Origin of the sequence: Massilia sp. PAMC28688 (assembly GCF_019443445.1) — a bacterium.
GTDB lineage: Bacteria > Pseudomonadota > Gammaproteobacteria > Burkholderiales > Burkholderiaceae_D > Telluria_A.
Window position 1 is genome coordinate 4,005,448 of record NZ_CP080378.1, and the last position, 13,538, is coordinate 4,018,985.

The following is a 13,538-nucleotide window of genomic DNA, read 5'->3' on the forward strand; positions in this document are numbered from 1 at the left end:
CCGACCGATTTATTACTATACCGACACCGTAGCTGTCGCCCCATTTGCCCTAAAAGGAGAACGCCGTGCTGATTACCCACCTCGGGAAAACCCCGCGCATCGACCCCAGCGCTTATATCGCGCCCAACGCCGTCATTTGCGGCGACGTCACCGTCGGTCCCGGCTGCCGCATCCTGTTCGGCGCCCAAGTCATCGCCGAGGGCGGCGCCATCTTCATCGGCGCCGAGTGCATCGTGATGGAAAACGCGGTGCTGCGCAGCACCGCGCGCCACGCGCTCAGCGTGGGCAACAACTGCCTGATCGGCCCCAACGCCCACGTGGTCGGCTGCACCATCGAAGACGAGGTCTTCGTGGCCACCGGCGCTGCCGTGTTCCATGCGGCGCGCCTTGGCAAGGGCTGCGAAGTGCGCATCAACGGCGTGGTGCACCTGCGCACCGAGGTCGCGGCGGGCGATACCGTGCCGATCGGCTGGGTCGCAGTGGGCAGCCCGGCCCAGTATTTTCCGGCATCTGAACACGAGAAGATATGGCAATTACAAATGCCATTGGACTTCCCCCTGACGGTGTACGGCCTCGATCGGGCCGACGCCAGCATGGTGGCCATCACCCGCGCCATGTCGACCATGCTGGGCACCCATCTTGATGATGTGGACGGCTAGCGGGCGCGGGACCGCGTTGTGCGCTGCTCCGGCGGCAGCCTGGCGCATGAATTTACCCCTGTTGAACTTTAACCTGACCTGAAGAGCACCATGACGAACGAAAACGTAGATTACGGTCTGACCCCTGACGAAATTGAATTCTTTTTCAAGAATGGCTACGTTAAGCCATTTAAAGTGTACGAGCCGGAGGAGATGGAGGCACACTGGAAAAAAGTGCGCCTGCAAACACTCAACCGCAAGCACGCCGTGTATGGCGAAAACACCCTGTCGAACGGCAAAAACAACAACCTGGCCAACTACGACCGCCACCTCGACATTGGCTTTCTGGGCGACCATGTGTGCCACCCGAAGATCGTGCACAAGGTGCGCAGCCTGATGGGGCCGAACCTGCTGTGCTGGAAAAGCGAATTCTTTTCGAAATACCCGGGCGACGCAGGCACCGATTGGCACCAGGCCGAGTCATTCGCGGGCGTGGCCGGGCGCCCCCATATCGAATGGCCCGACAATGCAGAGCGCAAGGGCACGCTGACGGCGTGGTGCGCGTTCACCGACGCCATGATCGACACGGCCTGCCTGGCCATCGTGCCCGGCACCCACAACATGATGTTCTACGACGAGACCAAGCGCCTGGTGTTCGACCCGGAACGCAACAACAACCTGGTCAAGAACGGCGTGCATCGTGGCCTGTGGGGCTATGACTACCGCGATTTGCAGAAGGACCCGAACTGGGTGCCGGACGAATCGCAGGCCGTGTACCTGGAAATGAAACGGGGAGAAGTCGTCATTTTCTGGTCGACCGTGCTGCACTCGTCGCTGCCGCACTTGGGCAAGACCCAGGAAATGCGCCTGGGCTTTTCGTCGCGCTACGTGCCGCCGGAAGTGCGCATCCATCCCGACTCGGACGTGCTCACCGAGTTCGGCGGCGAGGTGAGCCTGGAGAACTACGGTGCGATCGTCGTTGCTGGCGAAAACAACTATACGCACAACAAGATCCGCGACACCAACATGCTGGGCCAGCCTTTCAAGCGCGTGTGAGCGGCGGGGCAACGGAGACATATCGATGAACCACTTCCAGGAAGGCACCGTGCCGCACGCGGTCGTGACAGCGATGGCCTACACGCTCGGCGAAACCGAGTACGCTTACAGTGATGTCGTCAATCTGGACGACTTCCTGAAGGCGAACAATTTCCCGAACCTGCCCTCCCTCTTCGGCTGGGGCAAGTACCGCAAGACGGCCAGCGATATCTTCGACCTGGCCATCGACACGGCCCGCAAGTCGCTGGCAAGCAGCGGCGTGGCGCCGGCCGACGTCGACCTGGTATATGTCTGTTCCACCTGCTTTCCGGGTGACGAGGTCGAGCACATCAAGTACAACGTGCGCCTGCTGGCGGCCCTGGGGCTGTGCAACGCGTATCCGATCGGCATCACCCTCAACAACTGCACCAGCTTCCTGTCGGCCATTGCGATGGCAGCTTGCCTGGTGCGGGGGGGACGCTACCGGAACATTCTGATCGTCACGGCCGACAAGGTCTACGACGAGACCATCCGTTTTCAGAATTTCGCCTTGCTCAGCGACGCTGCCGCCAGCTGTCTCGTCACCGCGCAGGAGACGCCGGGCTTCGCCCTGGTGAACGAGCGTTTTCTGTCGAGTGCCGACCCAGTCGAGCACAACCGGGGCAAGGACGATTCTCCGTTGTACAGCCGGGTCTGCAACGAATTGCTGGACGGCGCGCGCCTGAGCGCCCGTGACGTCAAGAAGGTTTTTACCAGCAATATCTTCAGGCCCATCACTCAGCTCAAGGAAACCAAGCTGGGGTTTTCCAAAGACCAGCTGCACCTGGAAAACGTGAGCCGCTACGGCCACTGCTTTTCGGCCGACACGCTTATCAATCTGGTCGATTACAGCGCCACCAACGGCTTCGCCAGTGGCGAGCACATCGTGATGTCGGCCGATGCGCCCAACCTGCGGGCCAGCCTGCTGTTGCGGCGACTGGCGTGACGGGGCGGTGCACCGCCCCGACCTTTTAATTTTTTTACTGAGGGAAACACTATGGATTGTGTCATCGAAAAAACTGCAGCAAATGCCGGCGCTGCGCAGGAGCGCACCGCGATCCTCACCGACATATGGAAAACCATCCTGAACGTCGACAGCGTCGGCCTCGACGTCGAATTTTTCGACATCGGCGGCAACTCGATCCTGCTGCTGGCCATGCTGGAAATGGTGCAGGAAAAACTGGGCAAGGAAGTCGCCCTGGAAGACCTTGCCGAAGGCATTACGATCGAAAAGATCGATTCCTTCCTGGTTGCCTGATGCTCGCCATGTCCGCCGCCGCGCGGCTGGCTCCGGAAGAGGGTTACCACTTTCGAGCCGCCGATGCGGCCGACGCGGCCGCGCTGCTGGCGGCCGGGTCGCCCGGTCCGAACCACGCGCTGATTCTGGCCTACAGACACCCCTCGTTGGCGGTGCTGTTCCAGGAAGCGGGCTCTTCGCAGGCGCCGTACGGCCTGCACGTGTGCGTCGACAGCGATGGTCGCATTGCGGGCTGGGCCTGCCGCTACCGCTTCAACGGCCGGGTCGGCTATGCCGGTTCGGCTCAGATCGTCATCGACCAGGATGAAGATCGTTTCAGCGTTCTGGTGGCCCAAGGCTTGTATGCCCGGCTGGAAGAGGATTGCCTTAGTGCCGGCGTGCACACGGTGGTCAGTACCGTCCACGCCAGCATGAGCAACGCGCTGGCATGGCACCGGGGCGCCGGCTTCTCCCCGTGCGGAAATATCGTGCTGGGAGACCAGCAACGGCTGTACCTTTTTTCCAGGAGCATCGCCTGACATGATCCGGATCGCAACGATACACGATGTCGACGCCATGGTCGATGTCTACAACCAGGCCGTCACGGACGAGGTGTACGCCAACTGCGACGACGTGCAACAGCCCGGCCCCGCCTTTGCGGACGCCTATTTTTTCGGCAGCGAGCGCTACATCGTGCTGGTCAAGCTGGACGAGGAGGGCGTGATGCTCGGTTGGGGAGCGCTGAAGAAATTTTCGGCGCGGCCGTACGACCCTGCGATCGCCGAAGTGGCCGTGTATATCGAGCGCGCCAGGCGCTCGCGCGGGCTCGGCATCCGCCTGCTGCAGCAGTTGATCGTGCACGCCACCGGCGCCGGCTTCGACTCGCTGATGGCCGTCATCGTGGGCAAGAACGTGCAGAGCATCCGCGGCAGCGCCTTATGCGGCTTTACGGAAGTGGTGCGCCTGCCGTCCATTGCCCGCCTGTACGGCGGTGCGGTCGACATGGTGTGGATGCAAAAAATGCTGGCGCACACCAGCCGGCCCGACCGGCAAGAACCAATTCACCCTATCCACATACCTAGGAAATCGCAGTGACTTCAATCGTAGACAACTCATACCAATTAGGCTACTTCCGCGACAACGACGACAGTCTGCGCCGGCTCAAGGCGCAGGCGTCGATCGTGCTGGACCAGGAGATCGCGCACCTGCGCGCGGCCGGGCTCGCCGACCACCAGCATGTGCTCGACATCGGCTGCGGACCGGGCATCATCTCGAGCGCCATTGCCATGCGCACGACGCCGCGCCGCCTGGTGGCCGGCGACGTCAATGACATCAGCATCGCCGAGACGCGCCGCCAGTTCGACACAAACGGCATTGCCAATGCCGAAGTCAAGCAGCTCAACGTGTACGACGAGTCGATCGCCGAACTGGGCAAATTCGATTTCGTTTACTCGCGCCTGCTGTTTCAGCACCTGTCCGACCCGATCCGCGCCATGGCCAATGTCCGCGCCAGCCTGGCCGACCAGGGTCGCTTCTGCATTTGCGACATCGATGACAATTGGCTCAGCATTGCGCCCGCTACACCGGCGTTCGAGGCCTTCATCGCGCGCGCCGGCCAGGCCCAGGCCCAGCGCGGGGGCGACCGCCACGTGGGCAGCAAGCTGGCCAGCTACATGAAGCAGTCCGGATTTGCCGACATCCAGAGCAGCGTGCTGATGGTGACGACCGACATGATCGGCAAGGATGCCTTCTGCGATCTGGTGTTCGGCTACAAGCTCGAATGCATACCGGACGCCGAGCTGGCCACCGCCAGAGAGGAACTCGACCGGATCCGCGAGCATATTTTTGCGCCGGAAGGGTGGGCGGCAGTCGGCGTGTTCTTCGTCTCCGGCCAGCGGGCCGGCACCGCCGCGCCGGGCGCGTAAGGTTCATCGGGCAGGGCGCCGGCGCCGCACATGCTGCGCCGGCGCCCTGCCATCTCTATCGGAAGCAATCAGGAAGCGACGACGCACATGAGACTCATCGACGGACACACCCACGTGGCATCGACCCATTTCATTCCCACCGAATTCATGGATGGGATTGTCGATAACATGATGGAACAGATGCACCTGTCGCCCGTGCCCGTGGCGCGCGAGCGCGCCATGGCGCGTTTGCTGGCGGGCTACCAGGATCATGACGCGGACATCCAGGTGCGCGAAATGGACAAGCTGGGCATCGAAAAATCGGTGCTGCTACTGCCTGATTTCACCTATGCGCTCAAGGGCAACGCGTATACCGTGGACGAGATGTTCGCCCGCCACTGGCACATCCTGCAGCGCCATCCCGGCCGCTTCGAGGTGTTCGCCGGGGTTGATCCGCGCTGGGGGCGCGACGGCCTGTCCACGTTCCAGCGGGGGGTGGAGCAGTATGGCTTCCGCGGCCTGAAGCTGTATCCGCCGTGCGGCTACCAGGCCGACGACCCGGCCCTCACGCCATTCTACGAGTATTGCCAGGAACATCACCTACCGGTGCTGCTGCATACAGGCCCCACCTCGCCCGTGCTGGCGTTCGGCCCGGCCGTGCCGATGCACGTGGACGGACCGGCCCGCAGGTATACCAACATCAGCTTCATCCTGGCGCACGGGGCTGTCAATTACCAGGAAGAATGCGTCAACCTGTGCCGTTACCGGCCGAATGTGTACCTGGACCTGAGCGGGGCCCAGTGGAGCGCCGCCAATCTCCTCCACCTGGCCGATTTTCTCAAGCTGTTTTCGAACGGAATCAACCACAAGATCATCTTCGGCACCGATTGGCCCATCAATAAATATCACCTGAACAGCACGATGATCGACCTGCTGCGCAGCGAAGACCAGGGCCGCACCCGGGTACCGGCGCGCGAGGCGCAGCTGATCCTGGCTGGCAATATCGAACGCATCCTAGCGAAGGTCCGGGTGGCACGCCCCGCGGCCGACGGCGCGGCGGCGTGATGCTTGCGCCCGCACAGACTGGCTTTACCCAACATTCATGAGGAGTAGCAACTTGCCCGATTTACCTGAACCCACCGCCCGCGCCAGCTGTGCCGACCTGATTGCCCTGTTGCGCACCAACGCGCAGCGCAGCATCACCTATTACAGCGGCAAGACCGCGCACGAGGTCAGCTTCGGCCAGCTGCACCGGCAGGTCAACGATGCCATTGCCGTGCTACAGGACTACGGCGTGGCCGCGGGAGACCGGGTAGGGGTGGTGGCGGCCAACGGCCAGGCCGCCCTGTTGATCGATTTGGCGCTGCTGGGCGCGCACTGCACCGTGGTGCAGCTGCCCGAGCGCGCGGTAGCCGCCACGCTGGCCATGGTCGGCCCCGACAACCTGGACTACCTGATCGTCGAGAGTGATAGCCACGACAGTGGCGCCATGGCACAGTTCGAGCCGGCCGGACAGGTCGCGGGCCTGGCACTGTACGGCCGCGCCGGCTTGTGCACGCAGCCTGCGTCGCCCAAGCTGATGGGCGCTCCGGCCCTGATTTTTTCCTCGGGCACGTCCGGCAAGATCAAGCAGATCGTCGTCAACCCCGTCGGTGTGCTGCATAACGCCACCGTGTTTTTCAGCGCCTTCGCGCCGCGGCCCGACGACCGTTTCATGATCTTCCTGCCGCTCTCGAACTACCAGCAGAAACTGCTGATATACGGCTGCATTTTGTACGGGATTAGCATCTGCCTGACCGACACGCGCCATGTGATGGCGGCCCTGCGAAACTGCCCCAGCACCCTGTTCCTGGCGCCGCCCATTTTCTATGAATCGGCCTGGCAACTGGCCGGCGCAGGCGCCGCGGACGCGGCGCACAAAGCGACCAGCCTGCGGGCGTTCTTCGGCGGCGCCATGCGCATCATGTGGTCAGGCATGGCGCCGATCGCCCCGGCCATCCTGGAAGACTACAAGTGCGCCCAGGTTCCCCTGTACGAAGCGTACGGCATGACCGAATATGGCCCCATTTCCAGCAACCTGCCGGGCCGCAACGTGATCGGTTCGGTCGGGCGGCCGCTGGCCGAGGGCAGCGTGCAGATTTCCGAGGCCGGCGAAATCATCCTGCGCCCGGACACCGCGCTGACCACCGGCTACCTCGCCGAGCACCCCGACGACGAGCGCGCCGTGTACACGGAAGAGGGCGCCATTGCCACGGGCGACCTGGGCTATTTCGACGATCAGGGCTATCTGTTTATCCAGGGCCGCAAGAAGGAGCTGTTGATCACCTCGGCCGGCTACAAGATTCACCCGCAGTCGGTGGAGCAGGCCTTTCGCGACCTCGATTTTGTCCTGCACGCGGTGCTGATGGGAAACGGCAAACCATATTTGGGCTTGCTGCTCATCGTCGTGGCGCTCGACGACGCGCTACGCGCCCGGGTCAATGCGCGGGTGGCTCGGCTCAACGCCGACGAGTGCAAGCTGTTTCCCATCAAACGGCTGCTGATTCGGACAGGAAATTTTACCTGCGAGAACGGCATGCTGACCCGGAACATGAAGCTGAACCGCACCGCGATTGCCCGTACCTACGAACAGGAACTGTTTTGCTAGCCTGCGCGGCCACCCGCTCTCATCCCCGACCGACGACTTTATGAATCATCACTTTTTTCTCGCATTGATAGGATTTATCGCGCTGCCGACGCTGTTGAGCAGACTATGCCGGATCGATAAAATCTTTCCACTTGTGTTCGTGCAACTGATTGTCGGGCTGCTCATGCAATCGAGCGGCGCCCTGGCTTGGCTGGCCCGGCACGACATGAACCTGACCACGGGCCCACTGGCCGATTCGCTCAACGGCTTGGGCTGGCTGGGCATTTGCCTGCTGATTGCGCTGACCGGGTCCGAGTCGGCGCCCCGGGGGGGGGACGGCAAGGCCTGGCAGTTCATTCCCGTGAGCGTGGTGGGCTTTTCCGGCACCTGCCTGATCGGCAGCGCAGTCGGCTACGCGCTGGCGCTGCGCTATCCGAGCCTGCTGGGACCGAATGCCGACATTGGCTTGTTCTCGTTTGCCATCGGGCTGGCCCTGTCGGTGACGGCCTTGCCGGTGCTCGTGTCGATTTTGCGCGAGACGGGCCTGGCCGGCAGCACCATCGGCAACCTGGCCACCAACAGCGCCATGCTCGACGACCTGTGGATGTGGGTGGGCCTAGCGGTGATCTTGTCGCTATCGAACGGCAGCGGCGCCCATCCGGCCGGGCTGCTGGCGGCGCTGGCGCTGTACCTAGTGGTGATGATCGGGCCGGTGCGCTACCTGCTGCGCCGCTGGTGCTTGGCCGCCGCGGGACGCAGTGCCAGCGACAGGATCATCGTAGCCGTGTCGCTTGTGTTCCTGTCGGCCGTGTGCACCGACTACATCGGCTTGCATCCGATGCTGGGCACCTTCGTAGCCGGCGCCATCCTGCCGCGCGAAGTGCTGGCGGACTGGCGCGATTCGCTGCTGCACTTCAGCCATATCATGCTGCTGCCGTTCTTCTTCATCATGACCGGGCTGCGCCTGAGCATCGAGGTGCAGGGGCAGTCGCTGATCGAGCTCACCCTGATTGTCACGGCAGCTGCCGTGTTGAGCAAGTTTTTCAGCATCAGTGCGGTCGCCCGCGTGCTGGGTCATTCGTGGCGCAGCAGCTTCGCGCTGGGCAGCCTGATGCAATGCAAGGGCCTGATGGAGCTGGTCGCCATTAACATCCTGCTCGATGGCGGCATCATTTCCGGCCCCATCTTCTCGGCGCTGGCAATCATGGCATTGCTGAGCACCTTGATCACGGCCCCGCTGATGAAAGGAATGCTGGGCGCGCCGGCACCGGTCGCGCCGCTGTCGGGCGTGCCGGCGCAGACTCCCTAAGCCCATGCCGCTCGCCCATCCCCGGATTGAGACCTTGTTTCCGATTTTTTATTTGCGCTACTTCGAGGGCCCGCTATGCCACTGACATTACCCACCGGAGCTACCCGTTCCGGTATTTGCGCCACGGTCGGTCTGCCGCTTGCACGCAGCGTGCTGGCACTGCACGACCTGACCGACCTGGACTGCATGGAGAGATCGCGCCAGGCGCGGCATGCCGACCTTTTTCTCAACTTCGACATGCTCACCTCGTGCAACCTGCGCGATTTCGCCCGCGTCAGCCTGTACCTGAAGGCCAACGGCGACGCCCTCTGTGAAGCCGAACCGCTGCGCCTGATCGTGCAGGCGCTGGGCCACTGGGCCAGTTTCGACTATCCGGCGGCGCGGCGAGATTTTGTCGCTCACATTGCCCGCTACGACTGTGACGTGCTGGCAATCTTCATGCTGCACATGCTGGATTTCTGCACCGGCCGCACGGTCGAGCTCATTGACGTGCTCGACCGCGCCGACGAGCGGGCGCTGGCCGAGGGCGGCCTGTACCCGTATTATCTGGCCATCAAATCATTTGTGCTGTGCGAACGGGGCGACTATGACAGCGCGCTCGAGCATGGCCTGGCCTCGTTCGGGCTGGAACGCGACAATATCTACGCGGTGCATGCCGTCATCCACGCGTACCACGAGCTGAAGGACGATGCCAGCATCATCGCCTTTCTGCGCGAGCACGAGCATGGCTGGATCGACAACCCCGGAATGCGCATGCACGTCTACTGGCACAAGGCGATCGCCGAGCTGGGCCAAGGGCAGCCGAGCCGCGCGCGCGCCTCGTTCGACCACTTCGCATCGATGCGAGCTTGCTCGCAAGCAGATCAGGACCTGGACATTGTGGGTTTTCTGTGGCGTCACAAGATGGCCTATCTGAACGATCACCGTTACGATGCGCTGTGGCGACAACTGGCGGATCGCTGGACCGGTTGCATCGGCGCGTCGATCTCGTACTTTCACGACTTGCACGCGGCGCTGTGTTTCTGCGCCGCCAACAAGCCTTTCCTGATCAAGAAAATGATCTACCGCAGCGATGGGGTAGGGGTGCCTTACGACGCGCACCAAGTGGGCGTGGCCATCCTGAGGGCGGTTTATCACTACTCGGCGGGCAATTACGCCGAGACCGTTTCTATCTTGGAATCGACGCTGGCGCAGTGGCCCAAGATCGGCGGCAGCGGCGCCCAGCGCGAGCTGCTGTCGTTGACACTCCGCGATGCACTGTTACGCTGCCGTACCGCCTCGCCCAAGGTACACCAGCCCGCGCCGGCGCTGAGCCACCACGCAATCACGGCCGTCACCGGCCTGACTTACTGATGTCCGGCATCTTGCCACGCATCGCCGACAAAGCCATGAGAAGGACACTGACATGATGGTAGCAACACCCGACAATCTTCCCGTCTACCGGCTGCTGACGGGACCGGACGACGCCGGATTCTGCGAGCGCGTCAGCGCGGTGCTGGCGCAAGGCTATGTCTTGCACGGCGGCCCGGCGGCGACGTTCGACGGCGCCCGGGTGATCGTCGCGCAGGCCGTCATCTGGCCCCACGTGGTAGTGACGGCGCCGGGCTCGCCGGCGCAGGACAGACCGGCATGACCGAGCGCCAATCAAACGAGCCCCAATGGCCGACCGTGGTGCCGGGCGGATTATGAGCGGGCTGCACCCGGGCCGGGATGGGCGCGTTGTTGCTGCCCTCGCGCCTGCGTTGAACATCTACCTGGTGCCGCTCGAGGCCGACGGGTTTGCGCTGGAGCATTTCAACGAAGCCGGCATTACCCTCCCACCCCAGATTGTGCGCAGCGCCCCGATCCGGCAAATCGAATATTTTTACGGGCGGCTGGCGGCGCGAAGGGCGCTCGTGCAGCTGGGGCTACCCGATGCCCAGATCGGCACCGGCCCCATGCGCGAGCCGTTATGGCCGCGCGGCGTGACCGGCAGTATTTCCCACACCCGGTACCTGGCTGCCGCCATCGCTGCGCCGGCGTCCGCGCACGGCGCCATCGGCATTGATATGGAAACGGTCATCGGCCCGGCACTGCGCCCGGTGCTGATATCGACAGCAGTGTCGCCGGCCGAGATGGACTATCTGTCCGGGCTGCAGCTGGAGCACCCCATGGACTGTCTGCTGACCTTGGTGTTTTCTGCCAAAGAAAGTTTTTTCAAAGCTGCGTTCCCGAAGGTCCGGCGCTATTTCGACTTCGATGCTGTGGAGCTGCGCGCGTTCGACGGCGCGGCCCGTACACTGACGTTCGAAGTGCGTGAAGAGCTGTGCAATTGCTTGCGCGAGGGCGACGTCCGGGTGGTGTGTTACGACATGATCAACGCCGACACGGTGTGTACCCATTGCATTTATGGATTCGAGCAGGAACTGCCGGTCGAACTGGTGTGGTGCCGGGTATGAATTTCCGACTTCGTCGCTTCGTTGTGTTAATTACTTTTACGATACTTACCGGCTGTGGGGGAGAGGGAGACGCGAAGCCCGCGAATACTGCGCCTACTGCTAACGCAGGGCCGGGACAATCTGTGGATGCTGGCTCGGTCGTAACCCTGAGTGGCATTGCAAGCGTAGATACCGAAAAGCAGCCGCTCACGTACGCTTGGCAAATCGTCACTAAGCCTGAGGGTAGTCAGGCAACACTGTCCAACGCTAGCTTAGCGACTCCGACGATAACCGCAGATATCGCAGGAAACTACACAATTTCTTTGGTGGTCAACGATGGGCAGCTGAGTAGCACAGCGTCCAGTGTCGGCGTCAGTGCGAAAGTATCCAAAAATCAGTTTTTGACGTACATCGCGACGAAGACCTGCATCACCTCTCCGCGAATTTACGTAATTGATCAACACATCGTCTTTGTAACCGGCAACACGGGGTGCTCTGATATTGAGCCCATCGCTGTTTTCGAAAGCATACCCGAGAAGCAGGTCTGTTTTGGTGCCACGTTCGCTCAAGGGCGCAGTTGTACGGACGCGAAGTACAATGATATTTTTATGACAGCTGCAGCTAACCGCTTGAACCCTAGTCTGGGCCTTACAGGACGAACCGTGGAACTCATTCACCCGTAAAGGCGGTTATTGGAATGAATTCGCGCCGATGTCTGGGAAATTCCTAGAGCTTCTCAAGCTGTCGGGCCGCCATCGCTCCATGTTGTGGATCAGCGTTTAGCCTGTCTCGTCGGCATGCAGGCAACTTCGCTCCCTGAGCAATTCGGCCAGCCGGTCCACTAGGGGCTGGGAGGCCACGCCGACACGCCCGATCCACTAGCGGCCATGCCGCCGTCAATTATTGCCAGCGGGACCGGGGCTGCCATGCCGTCACCGTCCCGTAAGGTAGGTAGGGTCGTACACCTCCGGGGGCTCGGGTAGGATGCAACCGGTTCGTCTGAAGGTTCTTTTAACTAGAGTTCTCGCCGCCAGGGCCGAGGACATATGTCCGGCACAGCCGTTTGCGCTTCGAAGGCCTCGCTACGGTCATCACCGCTGCTCGTCAAATTCTCCGCCGCACGGCCTAGAGTAACATCATGTCCTCGCCGTCGGGCTACTAGGGACCATTTAGCCCACCTTATCGGCAGTATCGCAGGTGTAGGCCACGCTAAATCCATACTCAGCTTTGAGCTCGGGGCAATCCCAGTAAAGAGTCTGATCCGTGCGGTGATTGAAGTGCAGCGTCTTGTCACGTTTGTCGGCAATCACGCGTGCAATGGCGCTGCGATCTGGATGGCCAAAACGATCTCCGTTCGATGAAAAAAGTAAATGCGAGCACTCGACATTGTTAAGCAGTTTTTCCGTAACATTGCCCTTGCTTCCGTGGTGAGGAAGTTTGAAAACGTTCAGTTTATGGGGGGAGCGTTCCTCCAGTCGCGTCAGCGAGTCCATCAGGACTGCCGGAAACGCGTCGGCACTAAAAAGTCCTCGCCATTCGCCCACCGCAGCGATGAATGCAATACTGCTGCCATTAGCCGGAGCGGCGTCCAATTGGGGATTGATAGCCAGCGACGTCGCAATGGCGAGGTCGTCCCCAAGTAAGTCATCCGCGACTTCGACATGCGCGTACGGTTCGCCTAGGTCGTCATCATTCTCCAGTCCGGCCGGGGTGCACTCGCAGGGCCATTCCAAGGCGAACCGCTGGAGTTGTACCGGGCCTGGAGAGAGTAGGGTAATGGACAAGCATCCGAATGAATAGCTGGGCAAGCTTTTTTCGCCAGGAACGGAAACGGCATCTCCATTGAAGCTCGCATTCCATACCTCCGTAAGGTCGTCACTGCTGAGCAGGCTCGTTACAGCGCTCCAACGTAACTGTTAGCACAACCTACCCCAATGGTAGCAAACGGGCCGTTTCGATATCGCGTGCAGGCGTTACGTCGTCAAAATGCGAGTCCGGTGAACGTGCGAAATTTACGTCGTCCACATCTTGCAGCCGAAGCTATCGACATACCCGTGTCGCCGATGATGTGGTAACTCAGTTTGACCCGGGGTGGTCCATTTTGGACGAGAATCGGTCATCCATGACCTGTCTATAGGTCAATTGAGGAGTAAGCCTGGGTCAAGATGGTGTTGGCACCACGCGTACCGGAAGCCCACCGCCTGCTCATCAATGACCTCTGCGGCCTGGATCCTAATGCTCAACTAATAGTTCGCGACTGAAAAAGGCCGTTGAGCCGGCGCGCGCCTTTGGGTCGACGCATTGGGCGCGGAACTAGCGCCCAGGATCGACCA

Annotated in this window: 15 protein-coding genes and 1 pseudogene; 14 read left to right on the forward strand and 2 right to left on the reverse strand. The window is 61.7% G+C overall.

Going from position 1 to position 13,538, the window contains the following annotated elements; genetic code table 11:
* The first annotated feature begins 65 nt into the window (after nucleotides 1–65).
* The 14 genes from KY495_RS18040 (at nucleotide 66) to KY495_RS18105 (ending at nucleotide 11,888) form a co-directional block, all read left to right on the forward strand.
* The gene (locus tag KY495_RS18040) at nucleotides 66–659 is read left to right on the forward strand and encodes a gamma carbonic anhydrase family protein (protein ID WP_219880739.1); all 594 of its coding nucleotides are present in this window, start codon (nucleotides 66–68) and stop codon (nucleotides 657–659) included.
* A gap of 90 nt (nucleotides 660–749) precedes the next feature.
* Nucleotides 750–1,694, forward strand: coding sequence for a chlorinating enzyme (locus KY495_RS18045; protein ID WP_219880740.1), 945 nt, complete (start codon nucleotides 750–752; stop codon nucleotides 1,692–1,694).
* Nucleotides 1,695–1,719: 25 nt separating this feature from the next.
* On the forward strand, nucleotides 1,720–2,658 hold the full coding sequence (locus KY495_RS18050; protein ID WP_219880741.1) for a hypothetical protein: 939 nt from the start codon (nucleotides 1,720–1,722) through the stop codon (nucleotides 2,656–2,658).
* A gap of 51 nt (nucleotides 2,659–2,709) precedes the next feature.
* A complete protein-coding gene (locus KY495_RS18055; RefSeq protein ID WP_219880742.1) occupies nucleotides 2,710–2,970 on the forward strand; it encodes a phosphopantetheine-binding protein in 261 nt (86 codons plus the stop codon).
* Nucleotides 2,970–3,488, forward strand: a complete 519-nt coding sequence (locus tag KY495_RS18060; protein WP_219880743.1) for a GNAT family N-acetyltransferase — start codon at nucleotides 2,970–2,972, stop codon at nucleotides 3,486–3,488. Before KY495_RS18055 ends, KY495_RS18060 begins: the two co-directional genes overlap by 1 nt.
* Before the next feature lies 1 nt (nucleotide 3,489).
* Nucleotides 3,490–4,044: a GNAT family N-acetyltransferase gene (locus KY495_RS18065; RefSeq protein ID WP_219880744.1), complete on the forward strand. Its 555-nt coding sequence runs from the start codon at nucleotides 3,490–3,492 to the stop codon at nucleotides 4,042–4,044.
* The gene (locus tag KY495_RS18070; protein WP_219880745.1) at nucleotides 4,041–4,874 is read left to right on the forward strand and encodes a class I SAM-dependent methyltransferase; all 834 of its coding nucleotides are present in this window, start codon (nucleotides 4,041–4,043) and stop codon (nucleotides 4,872–4,874) included. Before KY495_RS18065 ends, KY495_RS18070 begins: the two co-directional genes overlap by 4 nt.
* An 87-nt stretch (nucleotides 4,875–4,961) precedes the next feature.
* Nucleotides 4,962–5,918, forward strand: coding sequence for an amidohydrolase family protein (locus KY495_RS18075; RefSeq protein WP_219880746.1), 957 nt, complete (start codon nucleotides 4,962–4,964; stop codon nucleotides 5,916–5,918).
* Between the two features lie 52 nt (nucleotides 5,919–5,970).
* Complete coding sequence (locus KY495_RS18080) at nucleotides 5,971–7,500, forward strand: AMP-binding protein (protein WP_219880747.1); 1,530 nt, start codon at nucleotides 5,971–5,973, stop codon at nucleotides 7,498–7,500.
* A gap of 40 nt (nucleotides 7,501–7,540) precedes the next feature.
* A complete protein-coding gene (locus KY495_RS18085) occupies nucleotides 7,541–8,788 on the forward strand; it encodes a cation:proton antiporter (protein WP_229518352.1) in 1,248 nt (415 codons plus the stop codon).
* Between the two features lie 150 nt (nucleotides 8,789–8,938).
* Nucleotides 8,939–10,141 (forward strand): hypothetical protein, encoded by a 1,203-nt coding sequence (locus tag KY495_RS18090; protein WP_219880749.1) that lies wholly within the window; start codon nucleotides 8,939–8,941, stop codon nucleotides 10,139–10,141.
* Between the two features lie 52 nt (nucleotides 10,142–10,193).
* On the forward strand, nucleotides 10,194–10,421 hold the full coding sequence (locus tag KY495_RS18095) for a DUF1737 domain-containing protein (RefSeq protein ID WP_219880750.1): 228 nt from the start codon (nucleotides 10,194–10,196) through the stop codon (nucleotides 10,419–10,421).
* A 25-nt stretch (nucleotides 10,422–10,446) separates the two neighbouring features.
* Nucleotides 10,447–11,226 carry a 4'-phosphopantetheinyl transferase gene (locus tag KY495_RS18100; protein ID WP_219880751.1) on the forward strand — a complete coding sequence of 260 codons (780 nt, stop codon included), beginning with the start codon at nucleotides 10,447–10,449 and terminating at the stop codon, nucleotides 11,224–11,226.
* Nucleotides 11,223–11,888, forward strand: coding sequence for a PKD domain-containing protein (locus KY495_RS18105; protein ID WP_219880752.1), 666 nt, complete (start codon nucleotides 11,223–11,225; stop codon nucleotides 11,886–11,888). Before KY495_RS18100 ends, KY495_RS18105 begins: the two co-directional genes overlap by 4 nt.
* A gap of 102 nt (nucleotides 11,889–11,990) precedes the next feature.
* Here KY495_RS18105 and KY495_RS24400 read toward each other — a convergent pair.
* Nucleotides 11,991–12,175: pseudogene (locus KY495_RS24400) on the reverse strand (hypothetical protein); the annotation flags it as partial.
* A 199-nt stretch (nucleotides 12,176–12,374) separates the two neighbouring features.
* Nucleotides 12,375–12,989 (reverse strand): hypothetical protein, encoded by a 615-nt coding sequence (locus tag KY495_RS18110; RefSeq protein ID WP_219880753.1) that lies wholly within the window; start codon nucleotides 12,987–12,989, stop codon nucleotides 12,375–12,377.
* Nucleotides 12,990–13,538 lie beyond the last annotated feature (549 nt).

Bases quoted from the DNA above. Each gene is read 5' to 3' on its own strand.
- KY495_RS18045 (WP_219880740.1), top strand. From the start codon at position 750: ATGACGAACGAAAACGTAGATTACGGTCTGACCCCTGACGAAATTGAA.
- KY495_RS18050 (WP_219880741.1), top strand. From the start codon at position 1,720: ATGAACCACTTCCAGGAAGGCACCGTGCCGCACGCGGTCGTGACAGCG.
- KY495_RS18055 (WP_219880742.1), top strand. From the start codon at position 2,710: ATGGATTGTGTCATCGAAAAAACTGCAGCAAATGCCGGCGCTGCGCAG.
- KY495_RS18060 (WP_219880743.1), top strand. From the start codon at position 2,970: ATGCTCGCCATGTCCGCCGCCGCGCGGCTGGCTCCGGAAGAGGGTTAC.
- KY495_RS18065 (WP_219880744.1), top strand. From the start codon at position 3,490: ATGATCCGGATCGCAACGATACACGATGTCGACGCCATGGTCGATGTC.
- KY495_RS18075 (WP_219880746.1), top strand. From the start codon at position 4,962: ATGAGACTCATCGACGGACACACCCACGTGGCATCGACCCATTTCATT.
- KY495_RS18085 (WP_229518352.1), top strand. From the start codon at position 7,541: ATGAATCATCACTTTTTTCTCGCATTGATAGGATTTATCGCGCTGCCG.
- KY495_RS18095 (WP_219880750.1), top strand. From the start codon at position 10,194: ATGATGGTAGCAACACCCGACAATCTTCCCGTCTACCGGCTGCTGACG.
- KY495_RS18100 (WP_219880751.1), top strand. From the start codon at position 10,447: ATGGCCGACCGTGGTGCCGGGCGGATTATGAGCGGGCTGCACCCGGGC.
- KY495_RS18105 (WP_219880752.1), top strand. From the start codon at position 11,223: ATGAATTTCCGACTTCGTCGCTTCGTTGTGTTAATTACTTTTACGATA.